Source organism: Burkholderia ubonensis (genome assembly GCF_001718695.1).
Taxonomy (GTDB): Bacteria; Pseudomonadota; Gammaproteobacteria; order Burkholderiales; family Burkholderiaceae; genus Burkholderia; species Burkholderia ubonensis_B.
Map to the genome: position 1 here is coordinate 1,682,857 of NZ_CP013420.1, position 21,468 is coordinate 1,704,324.

General features: G+C 61.6%; 22 protein-coding genes. 2 read left to right on the forward strand and 20 right to left on the reverse strand.

Annotation, left to right across the window (positions count from 1 at the left end; all coding sequences use genetic code 11):
- Positions 1 to 15 precede the first annotated feature (15 nt).
- The 11 genes from glf to rfbB all read right to left on the reverse strand — a co-directional run bounded on the left by glf (position 16) and on the right by rfbB (position 10,770).
- Positions 16 to 1,164, reverse strand: coding sequence for a UDP-galactopyranose mutase (gene glf, locus WJ35_RS07665; RefSeq protein WP_034194501.1), 1,149 nt, complete (start codon positions 1,162 to 1,164; stop codon positions 16 to 18).
- Between the two features lies 1 nt (position 1,165).
- Positions 1,166 to 3,079 carry a DUF4422 domain-containing protein gene (locus WJ35_RS07670; RefSeq protein ID WP_080484264.1) on the reverse strand — a complete coding sequence of 638 codons (1,914 nt, stop codon included), beginning with the start codon at positions 3,077 to 3,079 and terminating at the stop codon, positions 1,166 to 1,168.
- Positions 3,080 to 3,085: 6 nt separating this feature from the next.
- Positions 3,086 to 4,006 carry an NAD-dependent epimerase/dehydratase family protein gene (locus tag WJ35_RS07675; protein WP_059558984.1) on the reverse strand — a complete coding sequence of 307 codons (921 nt, stop codon included), beginning with the start codon at positions 4,004 to 4,006 and terminating at the stop codon, positions 3,086 to 3,088.
- Positions 4,007 to 4,077: 71 nt separating this feature from the next.
- A complete protein-coding gene (locus WJ35_RS07680) occupies positions 4,078 to 4,782 on the reverse strand; it encodes a sulfotransferase family 2 domain-containing protein (protein ID WP_166677050.1) in 705 nt (234 codons plus the stop codon).
- A 103-nt stretch (positions 4,783 to 4,885) separates the two neighbouring features.
- On the reverse strand, positions 4,886 to 5,632 hold the full coding sequence (locus tag WJ35_RS07685) for an ABC transporter ATP-binding protein (protein ID WP_059459216.1): 747 nt from the start codon (positions 5,630 to 5,632) through the stop codon (positions 4,886 to 4,888).
- A gap of 10 nt (positions 5,633 to 5,642) precedes the next feature.
- A complete protein-coding gene (locus tag WJ35_RS07690; protein WP_034194515.1) occupies positions 5,643 to 6,425 on the reverse strand; it encodes an ABC transporter permease in 783 nt (260 codons plus the stop codon).
- A 39-nt stretch (positions 6,426 to 6,464) separates the two neighbouring features.
- A complete protein-coding gene (locus tag WJ35_RS07695) occupies positions 6,465 to 7,373 on the reverse strand; it encodes a glycosyltransferase family 2 protein (protein ID WP_051974451.1) in 909 nt (302 codons plus the stop codon).
- Between the two features lie 4 nt (positions 7,374 to 7,377).
- A complete protein-coding gene (gene rfbD / locus WJ35_RS29710) occupies positions 7,378 to 8,262 on the reverse strand; it encodes a dTDP-4-dehydrorhamnose reductase (protein ID WP_080484326.1) in 885 nt (294 codons plus the stop codon).
- Positions 8,263 to 8,267: 5 nt separating this feature from the next.
- Positions 8,268 to 8,819, reverse strand: coding sequence for a dTDP-4-dehydrorhamnose 3,5-epimerase (gene rfbC / locus WJ35_RS07700; protein WP_059558988.1), 552 nt, complete (start codon positions 8,817 to 8,819; stop codon positions 8,268 to 8,270).
- Positions 8,804 to 9,697, reverse strand: coding sequence for a glucose-1-phosphate thymidylyltransferase RfbA (gene rfbA / locus WJ35_RS07705; protein ID WP_069238993.1), 894 nt, complete (start codon positions 9,695 to 9,697; stop codon positions 8,804 to 8,806). The genes rfbC and rfbA overlap by 16 nt, the downstream gene beginning before the upstream one ends.
- An 11-nt stretch (positions 9,698 to 9,708) precedes the next feature.
- Positions 9,709 to 10,770, reverse strand: coding sequence for a dTDP-glucose 4,6-dehydratase (gene rfbB, locus WJ35_RS07710; protein ID WP_060234296.1), 1,062 nt, complete (start codon positions 10,768 to 10,770; stop codon positions 9,709 to 9,711).
- Positions 10,771 to 11,113: 343 nt separating this feature from the next.
- On the opposite strand from rfbB, the gene WJ35_RS07715 reads away from it, so the two are divergent.
- On the forward strand, positions 11,114 to 11,953 hold the full coding sequence (locus tag WJ35_RS07715) for a symmetrical bis(5'-nucleosyl)-tetraphosphatase (RefSeq protein ID WP_069238994.1): 840 nt from the start codon (positions 11,114 to 11,116) through the stop codon (positions 11,951 to 11,953).
- Between the two features lie 33 nt (positions 11,954 to 11,986).
- Here WJ35_RS07715 and WJ35_RS07720 read toward each other — a convergent pair whose 3' ends face one another.
- The 8 genes from WJ35_RS07720 to WJ35_RS07755 all read right to left on the reverse strand — a co-directional run bounded on the left by WJ35_RS07720 (position 11,987) and on the right by WJ35_RS07755 (position 18,577).
- Positions 11,987 to 12,844, reverse strand: a complete 858-nt coding sequence (locus tag WJ35_RS07720) for a lysophospholipid acyltransferase family protein (protein WP_069238995.1) — start codon at positions 12,842 to 12,844, stop codon at positions 11,987 to 11,989.
- Positions 12,845 to 12,861: 17 nt separating this feature from the next.
- Entirely contained in the window at positions 12,862 to 14,136 is a 1,275-nt protein-coding gene (locus WJ35_RS07725; RefSeq protein WP_059878788.1) for a dihydroorotase, read from the reverse strand.
- Between the two features lie 51 nt (positions 14,137 to 14,187).
- Positions 14,188 to 15,219 carry an aspartate carbamoyltransferase catalytic subunit gene (locus WJ35_RS07730; protein WP_010091567.1) on the reverse strand — a complete coding sequence of 344 codons (1,032 nt, stop codon included), beginning with the start codon at positions 15,217 to 15,219 and terminating at the stop codon, positions 14,188 to 14,190.
- A 73-nt stretch (positions 15,220 to 15,292) separates the two neighbouring features.
- A complete protein-coding gene (gene pyrR / locus WJ35_RS07735) occupies positions 15,293 to 15,808 on the reverse strand; it encodes a bifunctional pyr operon transcriptional regulator/uracil phosphoribosyltransferase PyrR (RefSeq protein ID WP_045566569.1) in 516 nt (171 codons plus the stop codon).
- Entirely contained in the window at positions 15,795 to 16,244 is a 450-nt protein-coding gene (ruvX, locus tag WJ35_RS07740; RefSeq protein ID WP_010091564.1) for a Holliday junction resolvase RuvX, read from the reverse strand. The genes pyrR and ruvX overlap by 14 nt, the downstream gene beginning before the upstream one ends.
- Complete coding sequence (locus tag WJ35_RS07745) at positions 16,241 to 16,819, reverse strand: YqgE/AlgH family protein (RefSeq protein ID WP_010091563.1); 579 nt, start codon at positions 16,817 to 16,819, stop codon at positions 16,241 to 16,243. Before WJ35_RS07745 ends, ruvX begins: the two co-directional genes overlap by 4 nt.
- A 183-nt stretch (positions 16,820 to 17,002) precedes the next feature.
- A complete protein-coding gene (locus WJ35_RS07750) occupies positions 17,003 to 18,301 on the reverse strand; it encodes a hypothetical protein (RefSeq protein WP_069238996.1) in 1,299 nt (432 codons plus the stop codon).
- Positions 18,302 to 18,406: 105 nt separating this feature from the next.
- The gene (locus tag WJ35_RS07755) at positions 18,407 to 18,577 is read right to left on the reverse strand and encodes a rubredoxin (protein ID WP_004186709.1); all 171 of its coding nucleotides are present in this window, start codon (positions 18,575 to 18,577) and stop codon (positions 18,407 to 18,409) included.
- A gap of 219 nt (positions 18,578 to 18,796) precedes the next feature.
- Here WJ35_RS07755 and WJ35_RS07760 point away from each other — a divergent pair, with 219 nt between their 5' ends.
- A complete protein-coding gene (locus WJ35_RS07760) occupies positions 18,797 to 19,663 on the forward strand; it encodes a hydroxymethylpyrimidine/phosphomethylpyrimidine kinase (protein WP_069238997.1) in 867 nt (288 codons plus the stop codon).
- A 146-nt stretch (positions 19,664 to 19,809) separates the two neighbouring features.
- Here WJ35_RS07760 and groL read toward each other — a convergent pair whose 3' ends face one another.
- The gene (groL, locus tag WJ35_RS07765; RefSeq protein WP_069238998.1) at positions 19,810 to 21,450 is read right to left on the reverse strand and encodes a chaperonin GroEL; all 1,641 of its coding nucleotides are present in this window, start codon (positions 21,448 to 21,450) and stop codon (positions 19,810 to 19,812) included.
- Between the last annotated feature and the right edge of the window lie 18 nt (positions 21,451 to 21,468).

The following is a 21,468-nucleotide window of genomic DNA, read 5'->3' on the forward strand; positions in this document are numbered from 1 at the left end:
CAGAATCTCCTCAGATCAAAGAGGCGACACAACGAATGCAGGCATCCGTGCCTGCGTCCCACGCGCTTTCAAGAAAGAGTCGGCAACGTCGAGCGCTTCGGCAATAGTAACGTCCATGTCGAGGTAGCGATATGTGCCCAGTCTCCCCACGAACGTGACGTTTCGCTGAGCTTCGGCCAAATCGACGTAGTCCCGAAGCATTGCCTTATCTTCGACCAAGCGAATCGGATAGTAAGGCGTATCACCTGGCCGGCATTGGCTACTAAACTCCTTGAACACGATGGTTTCCTCGTGCTCTTCCCAAGGAGTAAAGTGTTTATGTTCGGTAATTCGCGTATACGGAACGTCTTCATCCGGGTAGCTCATCACAGCACAACCTTGAAAATCTCCTTTGTCGTAGAAAGGCTCAAACGTTAGCGTTCGATATGCGAGGCGTCCCAATTTGTGCTCAAACCAGCTATCCAACGGCCCACTAAAAAACACGTGATCGTATTTCGACACCGATGTCGAGTCGAATTCTGTTCTCAAGTGAACGTCAATATTTTCGTGATCGAGCATACGCTGCACCATGACGGTGTAACCTTCGACTGGCATCCCTTGAAAACGATGACTGAAGTAGTTGTCATCGTAGTTAAATCGAATTGGCAACCTCTTCAAGACGGAAGCCGGCAGCTCACTTGGTGGCAGGCCCCATTGCTTGATCGGATAACCGCGAAAAAAAGCATGGTACAGATCTTTCCCGAGAAAACGCAATGCCTGATCCTCAAAGCTTCGAACCTCGGAAATCGATTTTTCTGCTAGTTGCTCGATAAATTCTTTCGCTTGCTTTGGATTAAAAGTTTTTCCAAAAAACTGATTGATCGTATGCAAATTTATCGGAAGCCCGTACACGTTACCGCCGGTTGTCGCCTTCACCCGACAAATATACGGAGCAAACTGCGCGAAACTGTTTACATACTTCCAGACACGCTCGTTGTCCGTATGGAAAATATGCGGACCATGCACGTGAACCATCACGCCAGTTCTTGTGTCCCGCTCCGTGTGGCAGTTACCGGCTACGTGATCTCGCGACTCCACCACTGTGACCTTGACTCCTTGCTCGGCCAGTTCACGCGCGATGACCGCACCAGACAAGCCCGCGCCAACAACGAGTATCTTTTCCATATCAATCCTTCCACCGTTGATCCAATGCCGTGGCTAGAGGAAAAATCGCGCGCCTAAGGAATCCCGGCAGTCGTCGCCACACTGCCGATGCAATCCGTCGTTTCGTGGTATTGCGCCGCAACGACAACGGAGTGGACGATGGATTCAGTCTCAGAAGGCGATCTTCGTACCAAAGCGTCATTCTCAGATAAAACCAATAATATTGCGCAAACTCAGAACTCGGATCGTTCCATGGCTTGACCGCGCCTGCGTAATGCAACATCGAGGGATTCTTTCGTGATTCGAGGTAGGCATTGTATATATCAACCGGCAATGCGCTGCCGTGCCCGGGCGGCAAACTGACACTATTCCAAGTCAAATCAAGAAACTTGACGTCACCGACAAGATACTTGTTCAAAATATCTTGATCGAGGAACCAATATCGATTGCGCTTCAAATCAGAAATCATTTTCTGACACAAGCGATTTTCCCGAAGCCGCTCAAGATTGAATAAAATCAGCCCCGCTTGAAAATAGTCGCGATATTGATCCTTCATCCCGACCACATCGGATAAGTATTTCGCGGTCGGATAACCACCTGTCTCGGCCATTGAGCGAACTCCCATGGCAACGAAGGACGCCATGATCACATCCTTCACGGCCGCGGCCGACTTTCCATCCAGCTCCGTATCGAATATCTTGGCGACGTCGTCGATCACAACCGCGTCGGTATCGAGAAATAAGATCTTACTGCGGTTGTAAACAATTTCCGGTAACGCGAGGCGATAGAACGTGGCGCGCGTGAAGTACATGTGCGCATCGATGTCGAGAAACTGCATCGACATATCGATGAATGAAATCTTTGCATGTGGATGCAACCGTTCCAGCGCCTGGAGACCGCGCCGTTCGAGTTCGGTCATTCCGCCATCAAGAACCAGAAAATCAATGAATCGATCCTGAGCGGCGTTCGAAAAAACCGACGCGATAAGCGCGGCCATGTGAGCAACGTAATGCGAGTCCGTGGCGGCGACAACTGATACGGGCCTGAGATCGGTTACTGGCAACGGCGGGCATTGCGCAGTGGGGGAAGTATCCTTTACGAATACGCGGCGCAGGTATTTGACACGTAAGTTTTTGTCGTCCGCCAATTTTTTTGAGACAAATACTCCAACCATGCGCTCTGCGATATATCCGATGACACGGCGCTCCGCAGGGCCATAATCCGAAACATCAATGCGCTTCTCCAGTTCGGCGAGCAACGGGAAAAGCCAAGCCGAGTATTCTTCGAATATCTCACGCTTAAAGACAAACATGTTCGTGAACAAACCCGCTTCCGAGTCCATCACTTTTTTGAAATGTCCATAGTACTCCGGACATGTTTCATAGATTATTTCACCGGCCAGATCCAAATCTTTTATGTGATGAAATGTAGCGTCACGGTATTGACTGTAAATCGTTGTGGCCCCGCAGCCGGCGACGTTCCACGGCTCAGGCAAAATCATGTCCGCATCGACGACACAGCGTTCGATATCGTGATCCGTCAGGCCATACTTAGCCAGCACTTCTGCAGACAGCCGATCTTCAATGACGAGGCCACTCGAATCAACAACGCGATCGCCTCTCTCGGGAAAAAAGTCAAAGAAGCGGCGATAGTGAACAAAACCGACATAATCCGAATCTTTGTCGTTTTTCCAAACCCAATATTGCCCCGTCAGCTCACAGTACGAGGCATTTTTTCCGGAAATATTGTCCCCGACGTTGTCTTTGAGAGTCGGCAAATCGTGCTTCGATAATGCACACCCCGTCTGAATCGGCTTCATCACCCCACTTTTCACCATGTACGCGGGGTTAAAATAGTTAATATAGAGAGAGATTTTCATTGGAATAACTTTCGACTCAGCGTGGCCGGTAGCTTTCGAGATTTCCGCGCGCGACATTAGGCCTCATTGGCCGCGGGCCCATGTCAAGGTGGCCTCGATACCACTCTTGACGTCAACCTCGGGTCGCCAGTTTAGTTTGGCAAGTGCCTTCGTGATGTCTAGAATGTTGACAGGGACATCCACATTTCTTGATGCCTGATATTTCACCTCGAATGGCAACTGGAAATCGTCTCGGAGAATTTTTACTATTTGATTCAACGAAAGCCCCACGCCGGAGCCAACATTGAAGATTTCGTTTTCAGCATCGCTCTCCGCTGCCGCGACGATCGCCCGCACCACATCGTCTATATAAATATAATCTCGAATTACAGACCCATCCCCCCAGATCTCGAGTGGGACGTTGTTAATAATTTTTCCGATAAAATTGGCAATCGCACCTTGATTGTAATTCAGTCGCTGGCCGACCCCGTACGGGTTGGCGAGGCGAATCACGTTGTAGCGCATCCCATAAATTTTGCTGTACAGGTGCAAATAATACTCGACCGCCTTTTTTACGATACCGTACGAACACGTAGGGAAACCATGTTGGTCTTCCGAAATCGGTACACTTGGCACTGTTCCATAAACAGTGCCGCCCGACGAAATATAGACAAATCGCCGAATTTGCTTTGGAGAGAGCGCATCAAGCAACGATACCGTTCCGATCAAGTTGGTTTCGATATCGAATACGATCTTCTCGTTCGACAGTGCGGGGCCCACGCTCGATGCAAGGTGAAAGCACACGTCGATCTCTCCGCTGCATTGCGCAATGACCTCCGGCGCGTAGTAGGGCCCGTTGATGACGGTCAATTTTTCCATCGGCAACGCTACGCACGGCGCAGCCCCCTCCAGATCGACAACGGTAACGCCCCAACCCTTGTCAAGAAGGTGGCGAGTCAAATGGGAACCGATGAAACCGAATCCCCCAGTGATTAATGCTCTCATCTCTCTAAATCCGCCAGATCTTTGATATTGCGTTGCATCGCCGCATGGCCATGAGCGAAGCCGTGTACTACTTACTTTTCGGACGAACCAAACACGGAGTCGATCAGCGCGTAATCTTGCGCAAACCTTGCACGGACACGCTCAACGAGATCCAAATCTCGGAACTGTGACGATGCCGGGAACTGTCCGCAGATTTCCTTGAATCCAAGGAACGCTTCACCGCTTACGTCAAGTACGTTGATGCCAACGTTGAGGTTTGACTTAGTCGCGTGCGGCGCATATGTCTTGAGTTCAATTTCCCTCAACAACGGGTGACTGATCCACTGATCCCGCAGTGCTTCCATGCGGAGGAAGATTGTCGGTTTCTCGGTCAGGAACGCCGACTGGCTGCGCCAATGAGGATCGAGCTGCTCATCAGGAAAGGCGCACAGATGTGTTACGAACTCCCGGAACGTAATTGACGACGTAGATGACGGACGGGGTTTCCCTCTTTGAGCTCGCCACATGTACTCGACAAGCTCGTGCACGAATAGTTCGTCGGGCAGAATTTCCGTGAACTTGTTCAGGTATGCAGATACAACCCGCTCGAAGGGATCTCGCAGTACCACGAGGCACGGCCAGTCGACGGCGTCCGCCGGAGCATCAGCGAACGGTTCCCCAACGTGATGCGGATTTCGTCCTTGGGTTCTTGAGAAACCCAGGGTATTGATAACCGTCGAGCACGCATTCTTCGGGATACGAATGAACCGAAGCTTGTGGTCATTGAAGTACATCATCGTCATAGTTGCGGTACCGACTGAACTCCTGCTGGTTCTTTGAGAGAGACGTGTCGCGTTCGACGGCTCCCTTCCACGATGGACGACACCGATACGAAGTGACTCACACCTGGGCCTCGTATTCCTGGAGCACTTCTTCGACGTCGCCAAATCGATGGACGCGGCCTCTTTCCATCCATAACACCTTATTGCACACCCGACGAATTTCGGCGTTGGAGTGCATGGCGAGGACGACAATCTCGGCGCGACCGTGCAAGTCCTGCAGTCGCGTCTTAGCCTTTTGCATGAAGGACGCATCGCCCACCCCCATGACTTCGTCCAGCAACAGGATCTCCGCGTCCACAGCTGTCGACACTGCGAATGCAAGACGGACCCTCATGCCACTTGAGTACGTCCGAATCGGTAAGTCTAGGTAGTCGCCAAGCTCACAAAATTCGGCAATTTCTTCTTGCTTTGCCCTGATTTCTGTATCGGACATACCGAGCAACAGGCCCCGCAGGCGAATGTTCTGCAGGCCTGTAGAATTCTCGTCCATTCCGAGGCTGATATCCAGCAGTGGCACGACCTTTCCGCTTCGCTGCACTTCTCCGGACGTTGGCGTATAGATCCCAGCCATCGTTCGGAGCAAAGTCGATTTCCCTGCACCGTTGTGCCCGATCAGCCCCACTCGATCGCCGCTCTGGAATCGCATCGAGACACTATCAAGGGCGCGAACAACAATTACTCCATCGTTGTCCTCAGCGATGGTATTTCGCCGCCCCATTCGCATCACCTTTTTCTTCAGGGATCGCCCCTGAAGGTCGTAGATGGGCAAATCTAGTGTCGCGTTTTTGAGTTCTATGTAAGCCACTTTCGGTCCCTCAAATCCAGTACGGGATACGCTTGAGATAGCGCCCGGTCAACATCAATGCGACGGGCCAGCCGACCAGAGCCATTCCCCCAACAACGATCCACGTAGTAGCGCCCGGGATCTCGCCGATCAACGGAGCACGAACGATATCGATCATGTAGGCCAGGGGATTCCACTCAACGATGAATGAGAATCGATTTAATGAATTCGGCTTGAAGATGATCGGCGTCACGTAGAACGCAACTTGGAGAAACGCCCCGATGATCTGAGGGAGGTCCCGAAACCGGGCCGACAAGAGGCCGGCCAACATCGCGATCCACACGGCGTTCAGGACGTAGAGACAGAATGCCGGCACGAAGAAGACCAACGATATCCAGTCCTTTACGCCGAAGACGACGAGCAGTATGAGGATGATGGCAAAATTGTGGCTCAACACCACCAGATTCCGCCACACGACCTGCAAAACGAAGAGAATTTTTGCGGTTGGTGTCTGGCGGATGTAGGAGCCACTATTGATGTATGACAGGCTGCCCTCTTGGACCACCTGGGAAAAGAAGCCCCACATGACGATGCTCGTCGCAAGGAAGGGCAGATAATCGCTCATTTTCTGACCGAAGAGCGTGCCATAAACGACGCCCAATGAGCCAACCATCACGCCCATGCTGATGGTGAGCCAGAACGGCCCTACCCGCGAGCGAGCATATCGTTGGCGGATTTCGAGCCACCCCAGCAACGTCCAGAGCCGCCAAGATGCCAAACTCTGCCGCAGGTCAATTAGTGCACTATTGAACATAAGAACCATCAATCGATATCAGAATCTCTGTGTCAAACTTCATTGCAGATCCAGCCTTCCACTACGCCCGCTCAGCCCGTGCCACAACCCCAGCAGAGACAGGCGAATGTGCTGCATCCTCGGAGTCATGAACGCGCCATAGATGGCAAGCCTGAACGGGAACTTGATCAGCTCGGTACTCTTCCAACTCAGCGGAACATAGTCCCGCTTGATTAGAAGTACAGCATTTCGAAACAAGTAGTAATGCCGTAGCGCGCTGTGGCTCGGATAGAGCCGACCAAACACTCTGACCGGCTCACCTCCCAATTCGTGTACTAGCGTGATGTCCGGTATACCGAGAATAAGACAACCACGCGCACGAGCGCGAACGCACCACTCGAGGTCGACGAAATCGATAAATAACGAATCGTCCATCGGACCAATTTCATGCCATAACGACAAATTGAGGCACGATCCCGATGTGATCAGAAAATCTACCGACACCGGCTCAGTCGATGTTGGTCGAATGCGTTTGAGTGAAAAATGGCGGAATTGAATGAACGGCGCAACGCCCCCCAACCTCGCATCTGCATACGCTGGACCGGCAAGCGCAACACGGGGATTGCGTCTGACTGCGACATCGATCCGCTTTGGCAAACCGGTCAGGAGCTCAGATGTCGGCTGGCTGTCTTGATCAAATAGCAAAGCCCAGCGACAACCGCGCTCCAGCAAACGCTCGACACCCTGATTCAATGCTGTTGCAATCCCCAGATTTCGTCCGTTCGCGATGTACTCGATCTCCGGATCAAGTCCGAGAAGGCCCGCATTGTGGTTGCCCTCCGTATTGTCCACAACGATGCAATCGCCAAAACCAACGAGGCGATTCGCATTACGTATGCAATCAGCATTGGGACGATAAAAGACGACGACAATGCCGGTCTTTTGGGAGGAAACGGAACACTCGGTCATTCGATCAATCACCGAGACAAAGGCCCAGCGCCTCGTCCCATGCAGGCATGTGCAGACCAAATACCGTGGATATCTTCGCCGCGCTCATTCTGGAATTAGATGGTCGCGCAGCGGGTGTCGGGTATTCGCGCGAGGAGATCGGCACCACCACCGTATCGGCATGATTGCCATCACGCTGAAGAATTGCCTTCGCAAAGCCACACCACGACGTCTCACCTGCTGCAGTAAGGTGGTAAACACCCGAGCGCTCCCGCCACCATTGGGAGCTGTTTGCAGCGATGCCTTGCGAAATAATCTGCCCAGTTGCCTCTGCAATTGTCCGAGACCAGGTCGGCGCACCGATCTGATCATCCACCACCTTCAACTCTGGACGTTCAGCGGCAAGTCGCTGCATCGTCAGCAGGAAGTTCTTACCCCGCCGCCCGTAAACCCAGCTCGTACGCAAGATCAGGTGAGCACAAGCTGCCGCGGCAATACCGAGCTCGCCGGCGAGTTTGCTCTTCCCGTAGACATTTTGTGGGTTCGGCTGATCGTCTTCGACATAGGGTCCGGCTTTCTGCCCGTCGAAAACATAGTCGGTCGAATAATGGACAAGCACCGCACCCAGCGACGCCGCCTCTTGAGCAAGGGTCGCAGGTAGCTCCGCATTGATGCGCATTGCCATCACTTCATCAGTCTCGGCCCGATCCACTGCGGTATAGGCAGCTGGATTGACGATGATTGAGGGCGCGGTTCTCCGGATGAATTCACGCACGCGCGCGAGGTCGGACAGGTCGAGAGTAGCGCGATCGCAAGGCACAACATGCCCTAGGCACTGAAGAGTGCGCTGGAGTTCGAAGCCAACCTGTCCGCTCACGCCCGTGACAACAATTGTCGGCTTATTCACAATACCTCTCACGCGAAAACGTCCGCTTCGCTCAAAGGCCGGCCCGCCAGATCTTTCGCTGCCAGCTTGGGCTGAAAGTCGATTGGCCACTCGATACCAATTTCCGGGTCATTCCACGCTATGCTGCGCTCATGCTCCGGGTACCAGTAATCGGTGGTCTTGTACTGGAAATCCGCCGTTTCCGATAACACAACGAATCCATGCGCGAAGCCCGGCGGAATCCAAAGCTGGTGAAAATTCGACGCGCTGAGGACAGCGCCGACCCATTTCCCGAAGGTAGGCGAACTTTTCCTAATGTCTACAGCGACATCAAATACCTCGCCATCCACCACGCGGACGAGCTTGCCCTGCGAATGCTCAATTTGATAGTGCAGACCGCGAAGCACACCTTTCGTCGAGCGCGAATGATTGTCCTGAACGAACGGCGCATCGACGCCGAGCTTCTCGGAAAATTCGCGCGCATTAAAGCTCTCGAGAAAAAAGCCGCGCGCGTCCCCGAACACACGGGGAACGATCAATTTGACGTCTGGAATCGCTGTCGCTTTTACTTCGATGCCCATGCAACCTGATCCGTAAGAATGTTCTTGAGGTACTGACCGTAGCCATTCTTGGCGAGCGGCTGCGCGAGTCTGGACAGTTGCTCCCCGTCGATCCAGTGCTTCCGGAATGCAATTTCCTCCGGACATGCCACGACCAAACCTTGTCGCTTCTGCAGCGTCGCAATAAAGCTCGCGGCCTCCATCAACGAATCGTGGGTGCCGGTATCGAGCCACGCATAACCGCGCCCCATGATCTCGACGTTGAGCACCCCATCCAGCAGATAGCGTGAATTGACATCGGTGATCTCAAGTTCGCCGCGCGCGGATGGTTTGATCTCCGCCGCGATGTCGCAGACCCGATTGTCGTAGAAGTACAATCCCGTCACTGCGTAGTTTGAGCGGGGCTGCGGCGGCTTCTCTTCGATAGAAATCGCACGGAACGACTTGTCGAACTCAACGACACCATATCGCTCCGGGTCGTGGACATGGTAGGCGAATACAGTCGCCCCGGACTCACGTGCATCCGCCCGCTCGAGCTGTCCCGCGAGATCGTGTCCGTGGAAAATGTTGTCGCCGAGAATGAGCGCCGACGGATCGTTTCCGACAAATTCCTTGCCGATGATGAACGCCTGTGCGAGCCCGTCCGGCGATGGCTGCACCGCGTACTGGATGTTCATCCCCCACTGGCTGCCGTCGCCGAGCATCGCCTCGAAGCGCGGTGTGTCCTGCGGCGTCGAGATGATCAGTACGTCGCGAATGCCGGCGACCATCAGCGTCGACAGCGGATAGTAGATCATCGGCTTGTCGTACACCGGTAGCAGTTGTTTCGACACCGCGTAGGTGATCGGATAGAGTCGCGTGCCGGAGCCCCCGGCGAGAATGATGCCTTTACGTGCCATCGACCATGCCCTCAAGTACGTTGCGCGTAATTCGTCTCGACCCACTTGCGATATTCGCCCGACACGACGTCGTCCACCCACGCCTGATTGTCGAGATACCAGCGCACGGTCTTCGCCAGCCCCGTCTCGAACGTCTCCGCCGGCTTCCAGCCCAGTTCGCGCTCGAGCTTGCGCGCGTCGATCGCGTAGCGGCGGTCGTGACCGGGACGATCCTTCACGTAGGTGATCTGGTCGCGATAGGAGCCCGTCGCCTTCGGCCGCGCGCCGTCGAGCAGGTCGCACAGCGTATGCACGACGTCGAGGTTCTTCTTCTCGTTCCAGCCGCCGACGTTATACGTCTCGCCCGGCACGCCGCGCGCGAGCACCTCGCGGATCGCGCTGCAGTGATCTCCCACGTACAGCCAGTCGCGCACGTTCTGGCCGTCGCCATAGATCGGCAGCGGCTTGCCCGCGAGTGCGTTCGCAATCATCAGCGGAATCAGCTTCTCGGGAAACTGATATGGGCCGTAGTTGTTCGAGCAGTTCGTGGTCAGCGTCGGCAGGCCGTACGTATGGTGATAGGCGCGCACGAGATGATCGGAGCCGGCCTTCGTCGCGGAGTACGGGCTGTTCGGCGCGTACGGCGTCGTTTCGGAGAATTGCGGATCGGTCGCGGACAGCGACCCGAATACCTCGTCGGTCGACACCTGCAGGAAGCGGAACCCGGCCTTGTCGGTGTCGCTCAGACCGTTCCAATGCGCGCGCGCCGCTTCGAGCAGCGTAAACGTGCCGACGACATTGGTCTGCACGAAATCGGCGGGGCCGTGGATCGAGCGGTCGACATGGCTTTCGGCGGCGAAGTGCAGGACAGCGCGCGGCTTGTGCTCGGCGAACAACTCATCGAGCGCGGCGCGATCGCAAATGTCGACGCGCGCAAACACATGTTTCGGATTCCCTTCCAGCGACTGAAGCGTGCGAAGGTTGCCGGCGTAGGTCAGCTTGTCGACGTTGAGCACGGCTTCATCAGATTGATGCAGCCAGTCGAGTACAAAATTGGCACCGATAAAACCCGCGCCGCCCGTAACCAGGATCATGAGGCTCCCTCTAGAAGTTCACGACAAGCACCGCTCCGGACCTTGCCGCGTCAGATATTGCAAGCGGCGACGTCGTCCGAGCCGCCTCAAGCCCGGCATTTTAACCGGTCGCCATGTCCGCCAAAGTCATCTGATGTTAATTTTCACGGGGAAGGCGACAATTATAAGAAGCGCCCTAACGCAAAAGCCATGCCGCTAACAACTTGAAACAGCGGTGCGAACCCGCATCGCATAGAAAACGCTTGCCTGATCAATCCCTTCGAGTGGGATGGCCATTGCGCGAACGGACCATTTTGTCGAATTTTCTCTACCAAAACACCCAGACTTGCACTCACCCACCCCCATGCCCCCTCCCCCCATCGCCATCGGCGACATCCAAGGCTGTCATTCCGCTTTCCGCCAGTTGACGGAAAAGCTTGCCGCCCCGCCCGACACCCCGTTCTGGATCGCCGGCGACGTCGTCAACCGCGGCCCGGCCTCCCTGGCGGCACTCCGTGAACTCGTCGACCTCGGCCCCCGCGCCACCGTCGTCCTAGGCAACCACGACCTCCACCTGCTCGCCGTCGCAGCCGGCATCCGCACCGAGCGCCCTGGCGACACGATCGGCGAGATCCTCGACGCGCCCGACGCGGACGCCTTGCTGGAATGGGTCCGCCATCTCCCGTTCGCGCATTTCGAGCACGGGATGCTGCTCGTCCACGCGGGCGTCCTGCCGCAATGGGACGTCACGCTCGCGCTGGAGCTCGCCGACGAACTGCAACGCGCGCTGCGCGCGCCCGACTGGCGCGACACGCTCTCGCACCTGTACGGCAACGATCCGAACCAATGGCATCCGAACCTGAAAAAACGCGACCGGATGCGCGTCGCGTTCAACGCGTTCACGCGCATCCGCTTCTGCACGCCGGACGGCGCGATGGAATTCCGCACGAGCGGCGGCCCCGCCAGCGCGCCGCCCGGCTACCTGCCGTGGTTCGACGTGCCCGGCCGCCGCACCGAAGACGTGACGGTCGTATTCGGGCACTGGGCGGCACTCGGCCTGATGCTGCGCGACAACGTCATCGCGCTCGATTCGGGATGCGTATGGGGAAATCAGCTGTCGGCCGTGCGCCTGACGGCCGATCCGGCCGGACGCACGGTCACGCAGGCGCAATGCGAGGCGTGCCGCACGCCCGGCGGCGAATGACCCGCACGCACAGCGCGCGGGCCGAATGAAGCATCAGCCTTCGCGCCCCGGCACCGGCTCCTCGGCCGCCGTATCACCGGCCGCCGCGGCGCCGACTTCGCTCACCGGATATGCATGCCGCTCGAGCTCCGCCAGCGCTTCGGGCGACGGCTTGCCGACCTGCGCCTGCATCGTTTCGAGCGCCGCCGCGATCGACTCGCGCGCCGCCGCCGACGTCGCGCGCCGATCACCGCCCGGCTCGATCGGATCGCACACGTACAGGTGCGCGACGAGCGGGCCGCCGTTCAGCACCATGTCGAGCGACTTGCCGAGCGACAGCTCGCCGATGTACGCCGGCGCGACCGACTGGCGCCCCTGCGCATCCTCGTACATCAGGCAGACCGGCTGCACCGCGCAGCCGGCGGACACCGCGGCCTGGAACAGGTTCGCGTGAAACGGCAGCAGCCCCTGCCCGTCGGAGGTCGTCCCTTCCGGAAACACGCACATCAATCCGCCGTTGCGCAGGCGCTCGGCCATCTCGTGCATGATCCGCATCGCCTCGGTGCGCTTCTCGCGCTGCAGGAACACGGTGTCGAGCTGCGCCGCGAGCCAGCCGACGACCGGCCACTGGCGCACCTCCGCCTTCGACACGAACGGCGTCGGCCGCCACGCGTTGATCGCGTAGATGTCGAGCCACGAGATGTGGTTGCCGACGACGAGCGCGCTCGAATCGAGGCGCGCGCCGTCGTTGTGGACCACGAGACGCATCCCGCAGATCCGCAGCAGCTTGACCGACCAGCGCCGGGTCATCTCGACGCGTTGCGCGGGCGCGAGGCGCGGAAAGCGCAGCGCGACGATCGCCATGCCGCGCAGCAGGTGAAAGACGAGGCGCAACTTGCGAAGGGCTGTCATGGCGCGAGTCCGGCGATTCAGTTCTCGAACGCAATCTGCCCGGCGACGAGCGTCGCGCGCACGCGGGCCGGCAGTTCGTAGCCGAGGAACGGCGAGTTGTGGCCCTGGCTCTTCAGCCCGCGCGGCTCGACGCGCCAGTGCGCGCGCGGATCGAACACGCACAGGTCGGCCGCGCCGCCTTCGGTCACGCGGCCGGCCGGCAGCTTCAGCACGTCGGCGGGCGCGGACGTGATGCGCCTGAGCGCCTGCGCGAGCGGCGTGCCCGTCTCGTCGGCCCACTTCACCGTCAGCGACAGCAGCAGCTCGAGGCCGGTCGCGCCGGGCGTCGCCTCGCCGAACGGCAGCAGCTTCTCGTCGTCGTCGACGGGCGTATGGTCGGAGCAGATCGCGTCGATCGTGCCGTCGGCCAGCGCCGCGCGGATCGCCTCGCGGTCGCGTTCGCTGCGCAGCGGCGGATCGAGGCGGAACTGCGAATCGAAATAGCCGATGTCGACGTCGATCAGGTGCAGGTGGTTCGCGCTGACGTCACACGTCACCGGCAAGCCTTCGGCCTTCGCCGCGCGCACGAGCGCGAGGCCGGCTGCCGACGACAGCCGCGCGAGGTGCACGCGCGCGCCCGTCACGCGCATCAGCTCGAAGATCGTGTGCAGCGCGATCGTCTCGGCCGCGACCGGCACGCCGGACAGCCCGAGCCGCGACGCGAGCGGGCCGCTCGCCGCGACGCCGCCGCGGCCGATGAACGCGTCGAGCGGGCGCAGCCACGTGGTGAAGCCGTACGTGCTCGCGTACTGCAGCGCGCGCAGCAGCACCTGCGTGTCGCGCACCGGCACGTTCGCGTGCGTGAAGCCGACGCAGCCCGATTCGGTCAGCGCGACCATCTCGGTGATCACTTCGCCCTTGAGGCCGACCGTCAGCGCGCCGAGCGGATAGACGTTCGCCTGGCGCAGGTTGCTCGCGCGGAACTTCAGCATCTCGACGAGGCCCGGCTCGTCGAGCACGGGGTCGGTGTCCGGCGGGCACACGAGGCTCGTCACGCCGCCCGCGACGGCCGCGGCCATCTCGGACTGGAGCGTCGCCTTGTGCTCGTAGCCGGGCTCGCGCAGCCGCGCGCACAGGTCGACGAGGCCGGGCGCGACGATCATGCCGGTTGCGTCGATCGTCTTCGCGGCGTTGAAATCGGCCGGCGCCGTGCCGACCGCGGCGATCTTGCCGGCCGCGACGAACACGTCGGCCTGCCGTTCGGTGCCGGCGACCGGGTCGATCAGCGTGCCGCCTTTGATATGAATCTTCATGCGCTGTCTGTGAATGCGTTGAATGCGTGTAAGGGTGCGCGGCGCGCGGGCTCAGTCGTTGTTGCCGGCGACGATGCCCATCACCGCCATCCGCACGGCGATGCCGAACGTGACCTGGTTGAGGATCACCGACTGCGGGCCGTCCGCGACCTGCGAGTCGATCTCGACGCCGCGGTTCATCGGGCCGGGGTGCATCACGATCGCGTCCGGCGCGGCGAGCGCGAGGCGCTCGGGCGTCAGGCCCCAGGTCTTGAAGTACTCCTGCGCGGACGGCAGCAGCGCGCCGCTCATCCGTTCGTTCTGCAGGCGCAGCATGATGATCACGTCGACGTCCCTGAGCCCCTCGTCGAGGTTGTGGAACACGCGCACGCCCATCTGCTCGAGCCCGCCCGGCAGCAGCGTGCGCGGGCCGACCGCGCGCACTTCCGGCACGCCGAGCGTGGTCAGCGCGTGGATGTCCGAGCGCGCGACGCGCGAGTGCAGGATGTCGCCGACGATCGCCACGCGCAGCTTCGTGAAGTCGCGCTTGTAGTGGCGGATCGTGTACATGTCGAGCAGGCCCTGCGTCGGGTGCGCGTGACGGCCGTCGCCGGCGTTGATCACGTGCACGTGCGGCGCGCAGTGCTCGGCGATCAGGTACGGCGCGCCGCTCGACGCATGACGCACGACGAACAGGTCCGCATGCATCGCCGACAGGTTGTTGATCGTGTCGAGCAGCGACTCGCCCTTGCTCGTCGACGACGCGTTGATGTTCAGGTTCAGCACGTCGGCCGACAGGCGCGTCGCGGCGATCTCGAAGGTCGTGCGGGTGCGCGTCGAGTTCTCGAAGAACAGGTTGAACACGGACTTGCCGCGCAACAGCGGCACCTTCTTCACTTCGCGATCCGTCACGCTGACGAACTGCTCGGCGGTATCGAGAATGTGCGTGACGATCGAGCGCGGCAGCCCTTCGATCGACAGCAGGTGCTTCAGCTCGCCGTTTTTCGTGAGCTGCGGGTTGCCCTTCAGGAAGCCGTAGCGGAATCGCTCGGGGCTCGCGGCCGCAGCGGGATTGCCGGTGCGGCCAGTCGTGTCGGTGGTCATGATGTGCGTGAGTCCAACGTATGCAAACGGGCCGCGGCGCAAACCGGCGGCCCGGGATCCTGGTTCGGGGCGCTCAGCCGCCGTGCGCCTCGACGCGCAGCGTGAACCGCGCCGCGTCGTCGCGCGCGAGCACGAGGGTCGCGTCGGCCGGCACGCCGATCGCGCCGCCGGCGAACCGCGCGGCGACCGGCAGCTCGCGGCCGCCGCGGTCCGCCAGCACCGCCAGCTCGACCGCGGCCGGACGGCCGTAGTCGAACAGCTCGTTGAGCGCCGCGCGGACGGTGCGCCCCGTGTACAGCACGTCGTCGACGAGCACGATGCGCGCGCCGTCGACGTCGAACGGCAGCGAGGTCGGGCTCGCCTGGCTGTGCAGCCCCTTCTTCGCGTAGTCGTCGCGGTGCAGCGCGACGTTCACCACGCCGAAGCCGGGCGCGCCGAGATCGCGCGCGAGCCGCTCGGCCAGCCACGCGCCGCCGCTGTGGATGCCGGCGAGCCGGGGGCCGCCCGCGTCGGCGAAGGCCGCGCCGTACGCGTCGCGAATCTGGTCCAGCAGGACGCGGTATAGCGCCTCGGCGTCAATGGTGCTCATGGTCGGACAATTGGTCGAGATACTGTTGAAGGATGACGCGCGCGGCCTCGGCATCGAGCATCCCGGCGCGTGCGCGGCCGCGGACGTCCCGCTCGCGCAGCGCGGCCTCGGCCTCGACCGACGAATAGCGCTCGTCGACCCAGGTGACCGGCAGGCCGAAGCGGCCGTTCAGCTGGTTGCCGAAACGCTTCGCCTGCTGCGTCATGTCGTGCGGCGTGCCGTCCGGATGCATCGGCAGGCCGACGACGAGCGCGTCCGGCCGCCATTCGGCCAGCAGGTCGCCGACCGCCTTGAAGCGGTGTTCGCGGTTCAGGTTGGGAATCACGACGAGCGCGCGGGCCGAGCGCGTCAGCGCATTGCCGATCGCGACGCCGATGCGTTTCTCGCCGTAGTCGAACGCCATGAGCGTCGCGTCACGCGCGCTCGTGCCGTTCATGCGTGCCCTGCTTCGCCGGACAGCATCGACGAGCTGACGCCGAGCAGGCCGAGCGCGGCCTCGAAGCGCTCCTCGGCCGGCGTATCGAACACGATCCGCGGATCGGCGGCGACGGTCAGCCAGCCGTTGCGGGAGATTTCCTCCTCGAGCTGCCCCGCGCCCCAGCCCGCATGGCCGAGCGTCAGCAGGAAGCGCTTCGGGCCCGTGCCCGTCGCGACCGCCTCGAGCACGTCCTTCGACGTCGTCATCTCCAGCCCGCCCTCGACGGACATCGACGAGTTGTAGTTCGCGCCCTCCACCGGCTCGTGCAGCACGAAGCCGCGCTCCGTCTGCACCGGGCCGCCGAAGTACACGGGGATGTGCAGGAGCGGCTCGATCTCGAGCTTCAGGTCGATGCGGTTGAACAGGGATTCGAGGTCGATGTCGGTCGGACGATTGATGACGAGGCCGAGCGCGCCGCGCTCGCTGTGATCGCAAAGGTAGACCACCGTTCCCGAGAACGTCGGATCGGCCATGTTCGGCATGGCGATCAGGAACTGGTTGGTAAGGTTGATGCGATCGGAAGGCTTTGACATGGTTTGGATTTTAGCAAAGACACCGCGGCCTGTTGGCGGCCGCGATCAACAAGCAACGCCGCGCCGCGCTGGCAACGGCGCGCACGGATCACACGGCACTCTAACATGCGCGCGCGTGCTGTCGGCAGCGTGTTGCCGCCCCGCCAAACGACGGCTGCCGCCCGTCCTCCGGCCGGTCTCGCTTCATGCCCGCGCGAGCGCCGCGCCGAGCGCCTCGGACGCCGCCGTCAGGTCCGGCGGCGCCACGCCGGCCGCGATCTTGAGCAGCGCCGCGCGCAGCATGTCCGACGCGTGCCGGTGCGCCGCGAGGCCGCCTTCGGCCGCCGGCACGCCATGCGCGGCGCGGCGCCATGCGAGGCCGAGCGCGTCGGCCAGCAGCGCCGCGTGACCAAGGCCGAGCGCACAGGCCGCCGCGCCCACGCGGTACGCGGCTTCGGCAGCGCGCCATGCGGCGCCCGCGTCGGCCGCCGCCGGATCAGCCGCGAGGTCGGCCATCGACGCGTCGGCGGTCTGCAGGAAATCCTCGTAAGCATGCGCGTTGACGGTCACGACGCCGAGCTCGCGGGTCGGCGCCGCCGCGATCGCGTCCTGCTCGGCGCGCGCGGCGTCGGCCTCCCACAGCGCTTCGGAAGCCGGCGTGCCCGCCACGTGCCAGTCGACCGTCAATCCGTAGTCGTGCAGCACGTCGACGAGCGCGACGTCCTCGGCCGCCGCGCCGAACAGCGCGAAATCGCGCCACAGCAGCGCCACCGTCTCGCGCACGAGGTCGGGCGGCGCGGCCCGGCGGCCCTGCGCGTGCTCGCCGAGCAGCAGGTTGGTGCGCGCGAGGAAGCGTTTCAGCTCGCCCGCGCCGCTTGCGCGCAGCGCGCGCATGCACGCGGCCGCGAGCCGCCAGAAGTCATAGGGCGACCCGTCGGCGAGCGCAGTGAGCGTCGTGTCGAGTTCGTCGAGCGCCGTGTCCGGCGTGCCGGCCGTCGCGCGCAGCACGCCGAGCAAAGCCTGCTCGTAACGAGCCCGCGCGCGGCTTGCGAACGCATCGGGCAGCGCGCGCAGCGTCGCCCGCGGCAGCGCGCGTCCGACGAGCGCCAGCACGTCGTGCGGCACGCTCGCGTGCAGGTCCGCCGCGCTCTGCGCGCGCAGCGTGCGGAAGTGGTCGAACAGGATCGGCGAGCAGGCGAGCTCGCGCAGGTTGTGCCGCGCGACCGCGGCCCGGAAATCGGCGAGCGCCGCGCGCCACGCCGCGGAAGTCGGTTCCGTCGCCACCAGCGGCGCGGCGGCGGCCAGTTGCCCGGCAAAGCGGGCGGCGGGCAGCCAGCCGGCTTCGGCGAGCACGGCGGCAGCGGCCGACAGCGGCCCGGCGGCATCGTCGTGGCCGACGGCCGCGTCGGCGGCGGCCGCAAGCCACGCGTCGGCCGCCCGCACCGCCCCGCCGCGCGGGTTGGGCAGTGCATCAATAACGGGGATTACCGCCGGATCGGACATCGAGGGCACTCGCGCTGGTCATGGGCAAGCTGCTCGCGTTGCCGCGGCGCCAAAGCGCCGGCGGCACCGAGGCCGGAGCGGAATGTCCTGAGGGCGACGGTCCGGTCAGATCTGGACCATCTCGAAGTCTTCCTTGCGCGCGCCGCATTCCGGACACGTCCAGTTGATCGGGACGTCTTCCCAGCGCGTGCCCGGGGCGATGCCCTCTTCGGGCAGCCCGGCTTCTTCGTCGTAAATCCAGCCACAAATCAGGCACATCCAGCTCTTGTATTCCATCTTAAGCCGCGTAGGGAAGGTCGGTAAATTCGAGAGCCATGATGGTACCGTGTCGGGGCCGGACTGCCTAGCGATCGCGCTCCAGGCGCACGCCTTCGTTGCGTCGCGCTAAAAAATCCGTTCTGCGTGCCGGTTTTCCGCCGCATAATGGCTGCGAAGGGCTCACCACGCTGGTGCAGCCCGCCCCCGCTTGACCGTTTCTTTTTGCCCCATTTGTCCATGTCCAGCAACGCCCCTCCGATCGTCCTTACCTTCGGCTTGTCCGATCCCACCGGCGGCTCCGGCCTCCAAGCCGATCTGATGACCCTGGCGAGCATGGGCTGTCACGGCGTGTCCGTCCTGACGGGCTACACCGTGCGCGACTCGGCTGCCTGCGACGAGGTGACGGGCCTCGATCCCGACGTCGTCGCCGCGCAGGCGCGCATGCTGCTCGAGGACATGCCGGTCGCCGCGTTCAAGATCGGCGCGACCACGCGCGCGGAAGTCGTGAGCGCGATCGCCGAGGTCGTCGCCGACTATGACGGCGTGCCGCTCGTGCTTGCGCCCGATTTCACGCTCGACGACGAGCACGTGCTTGCCGCCGACGACCTGCGCGAATCGATTGCCGACCTGCTTGCGCCGCAGACGACGCTGCTGGTCGCCGACCATGCGACGCTGATCGCGCTCGCGCAGCCGGACGGCGACGCGGAAGCGCCGAATCTCGATGCCGCGCTGGCGCATCTGCTGTCGCAGGGCTGCGAGTACATCCTCGCGTCCGAAGCCGGCTCGCACCGGCTCGTCAATACGCTGTACGGCGAGGAAGGCCAGATCCGCGAAGACATGTGGGACCGCACGCCGCACCGGCTGATGGGCCTCACCGATACGCTCGGCGCGGCGATCGCGGCGCTGCTCGCGAACGGGCAGGAACCGCCCGAAGCGGTGCGCGAGGCGCAGGAATACCTGTACCAGGCCGTGCGCGACGCGTTCCGGCCGGGCATGGGCGCGTATCTGCCGGACCGGTTCTTCTGGGCGCGCAGCAACGAGGAAACCGACACGCCGCGCGCGACGAAGGTCGAGCCGGTGCCGAGGACGTCGCATCGGCATTGACGGACGCTTTCGCGGCAGCCCGCTGCCGCGAAGATGCGAAGGCGCGAAGGCCTGACGCAAACAAAAAAAGACCCGCATCGCTGCGGGTCTTTTTTTGGCTGGAACGCGCGTCGCCGCGCGTTCCGGACACCATCGACCGAAGTCGATTACATGTCCATGCCCATGCCGCCCATGCCGCCCGGCATGCCGCCCGGCATCGGCGCTTCTTCCTTCGGCAGTTCTGCGACGGCTGCGTCCGTCGTCAGCAGCAGGCCAGCAACCGACGCTGCGTTCTGCAGTGCGGTGCGCGTGACCTTGGTCGGGTCGACGACGCCGGCTTCGACCATGTCGACGTACTCGCCCGTCGCTGCGTTGTAGCCGTAGTTGCCCTTGCCTGCGGCAACCGCTGCGACCACGACGCTCGCTTCTTCGCCGCCGTTCGTGACGATCTGGCGCAGCGGCTCTTCCATCGCGCGCAGCACGATCTTGATGCCGGCGTTCTGGTCGGCGTTCACGCCGGTCAGGCCTGCGATCGCGGTGCGTGCGCGGATCAGCGCGACGCCGCCGCCCGGGACGATGCCTTCTTCAACGGCAGCGCGGGTTGCGTGCAGCGCGTCTTCGACGCGTGCCTTCTTTTCCTTCATTTCGACTTCGGTCGCAGCGCCGACCTTGATCACCGCAACACCGCCGGCCAGCTTCGCCACGCGCTCTTGCAGCTTCTCACGGTCGTAGTCCGACGTCGCTTCTTCGATCTGCGTGCGGATCTGCTTCACGCGCGCTTCGATGTTCGCGGCTTCGCCTGCGCCGTCGATGATCGTCGTGTTTTCCTTGCCCACTTCGATGCGCTTCGCCTGGCCCAGTTCTGCCAGCGTTGCCTTCTCGAGCGTGAGGCCGGTTTCTTCCGCGATGACCTGACCGCCGGTCAGGATCGCGATGTCTTCCAGCATCGCCTTGCGGCGGTCGCCGAAGCCCGGCGCCTTGACCGCAACGGTCTTCAGGATGCCGCGGATGTTGTTGACGACCAGCGTTGCGAGCGCTTCGCCTTCGACGTCTTCGGCGATGATCAGCAGCGGACGGCCTGCCTTCGCGACTTGCTCGAGCACCGGCAGCAGATCGCGGATGTTCGAGACCTTCTTGTCGTGCAGCAGCACGAACGGGTTCTCGAGGACGGCGACTTGCTTGTCCGGGTTGTTGATGAAGTACGGCGACAGGTAGCCGCGGTCGAATTGCATGCCTTCGACGACGTCCAGCTCGTCGGCCAGCGACTTGCCGTCTTCGACGGTGATCACGCCTTCCTTGCCGACCTTGTCCATCGCTTCAGCGATGCGATCGCCGATCGACGAATCGCTGTTCGCCGAGATCGAGCCGACCTGCGCGATTTCCTTGTTCGTCGTGCACGGCTTGCTGATCTTCTTCAGCTCTTCGACTGCCGCTGCGACGGCCTTGTCGATGCCGCGCTTCAGGTCCATCGGGTTCATGCCCGATGCGACGTACTTCATGCCTTCGCGGACGATCGATTGCGCGAGGACGGTCGCCGTCGTCGTGCCGTCGCCTGCGTTGTCGCTGGTCTTGGAAGCGACTTCCTTGACCATTTGCGCGCCCATGTTCTGGAGCTTGTCCTTCAGCTCGATTTCCTTCGCGACCGACACACCGTCCTTGGTGACCGTCGGGCCGCCGAAGCTGCGCTCGAGCACGACGTTGCGGCCCTTCGGACCCAGCGTGACCTTCACTGCGTTGGCGAGAATGTTCACGCCTTCGACCATCTTCGAGCGGGCGGAATCGCCGAATACGACGTCTTTAGCTGCCATCTTCTAACTCCTTGGATT

What these genes read in the sequence shown, in the direction of transcription:
- WJ35_RS07695 (WP_051974451.1), bottom strand. Translation starts at nt 7,373, where the DNA reads ATGACCGAGTGTTCCGTTTCCTCCCAAAAGACCGGCATTGTCGTCGTC.
- rfbB (WP_060234296.1), bottom strand. Translation starts at nt 10,770, where the DNA reads ATGATCCTGGTTACGGGCGGCGCGGGTTTTATCGGTGCCAATTTTGTA.
- rfbC (WP_059558988.1), bottom strand. Translation starts at nt 8,819, where the DNA reads ATGGGCATCGAAGTAAAAGCGACAGCGATTCCAGACGTCAAATTGATC.
- WJ35_RS07755 (WP_004186709.1), bottom strand. Translation starts at nt 18,577, where the DNA reads ATGGAATACAAGAGCTGGATGTGCCTGATTTGTGGCTGGATTTACGAC.
- groL (WP_069238998.1), bottom strand. Translation starts at nt 21,450, where the DNA reads ATGGCAGCTAAAGACGTCGTATTCGGCGATTCCGCCCGCTCGAAGATG.
- WJ35_RS07680 (WP_166677050.1), bottom strand. Translation starts at nt 4,782, where the DNA reads ATGATGTACTTCAATGACCACAAGCTTCGGTTCATTCGTATCCCGAAG.
- WJ35_RS07730 (WP_010091567.1), bottom strand. Translation starts at nt 15,219, where the DNA reads ATGACCACCGACACGACTGGCCGCACCGGCAATCCCGCTGCGGCCGCG.
- pyrR (WP_045566569.1), bottom strand. Translation starts at nt 15,808, where the DNA reads ATGAGCACCATTGACGCCGAGGCGCTATACCGCGTCCTGCTGGACCAG.
- WJ35_RS07745 (WP_010091563.1), bottom strand. Translation starts at nt 16,819, where the DNA reads ATGTCAAAGCCTTCCGATCGCATCAACCTTACCAACCAGTTCCTGATC.
- WJ35_RS07675 (WP_059558984.1), bottom strand. Translation starts at nt 4,006, where the DNA reads ATGAGAGCATTAATCACTGGGGGATTCGGTTTCATCGGTTCCCATTTG.
- WJ35_RS07725 (WP_059878788.1), bottom strand. Translation starts at nt 14,136, where the DNA reads ATGAAGATTCATATCAAAGGCGGCACGCTGATCGACCCGGTCGCCGGC.
- rfbA (WP_069238993.1), bottom strand. Translation starts at nt 9,697, where the DNA reads ATGGCACGTAAAGGCATCATTCTCGCCGGGGGCTCCGGCACGCGACTC.
- glf (WP_034194501.1), bottom strand. Translation starts at nt 1,164, where the DNA reads ATGGAAAAGATACTCGTTGTTGGCGCGGGCTTGTCTGGTGCGGTCATC.
- WJ35_RS07670 (WP_080484264.1), bottom strand. Translation starts at nt 3,079, where the DNA reads ATGTCGCGCGCGGAAATCTCGAAAGCTACCGGCCACGCTGAGTCGAAA.
- WJ35_RS07760 (WP_069238997.1), top strand. Translation starts at nt 18,797, where the DNA reads ATGTCCAGCAACGCCCCTCCGATCGTCCTTACCTTCGGCTTGTCCGAT.
- ruvX (WP_010091564.1), bottom strand. Translation starts at nt 16,244, where the DNA reads ATGAACGGCACGAGCGCGCGTGACGCGACGCTCATGGCGTTCGACTAC.
- WJ35_RS07750 (WP_069238996.1), bottom strand. Translation starts at nt 18,301, where the DNA reads ATGTCCGATCCGGCGGTAATCCCCGTTATTGATGCACTGCCCAACCCG.
- WJ35_RS07720 (WP_069238995.1), bottom strand. Translation starts at nt 12,844, where the DNA reads ATGACAGCCCTTCGCAAGTTGCGCCTCGTCTTTCACCTGCTGCGCGGC.
- WJ35_RS07690 (WP_034194515.1), bottom strand. Translation starts at nt 6,425, where the DNA reads ATGTTCAATAGTGCACTAATTGACCTGCGGCAGAGTTTGGCATCTTGG.
- WJ35_RS07715 (WP_069238994.1), top strand. Translation starts at nt 11,114, where the DNA reads ATGCCCCCTCCCCCCATCGCCATCGGCGACATCCAAGGCTGTCATTCC.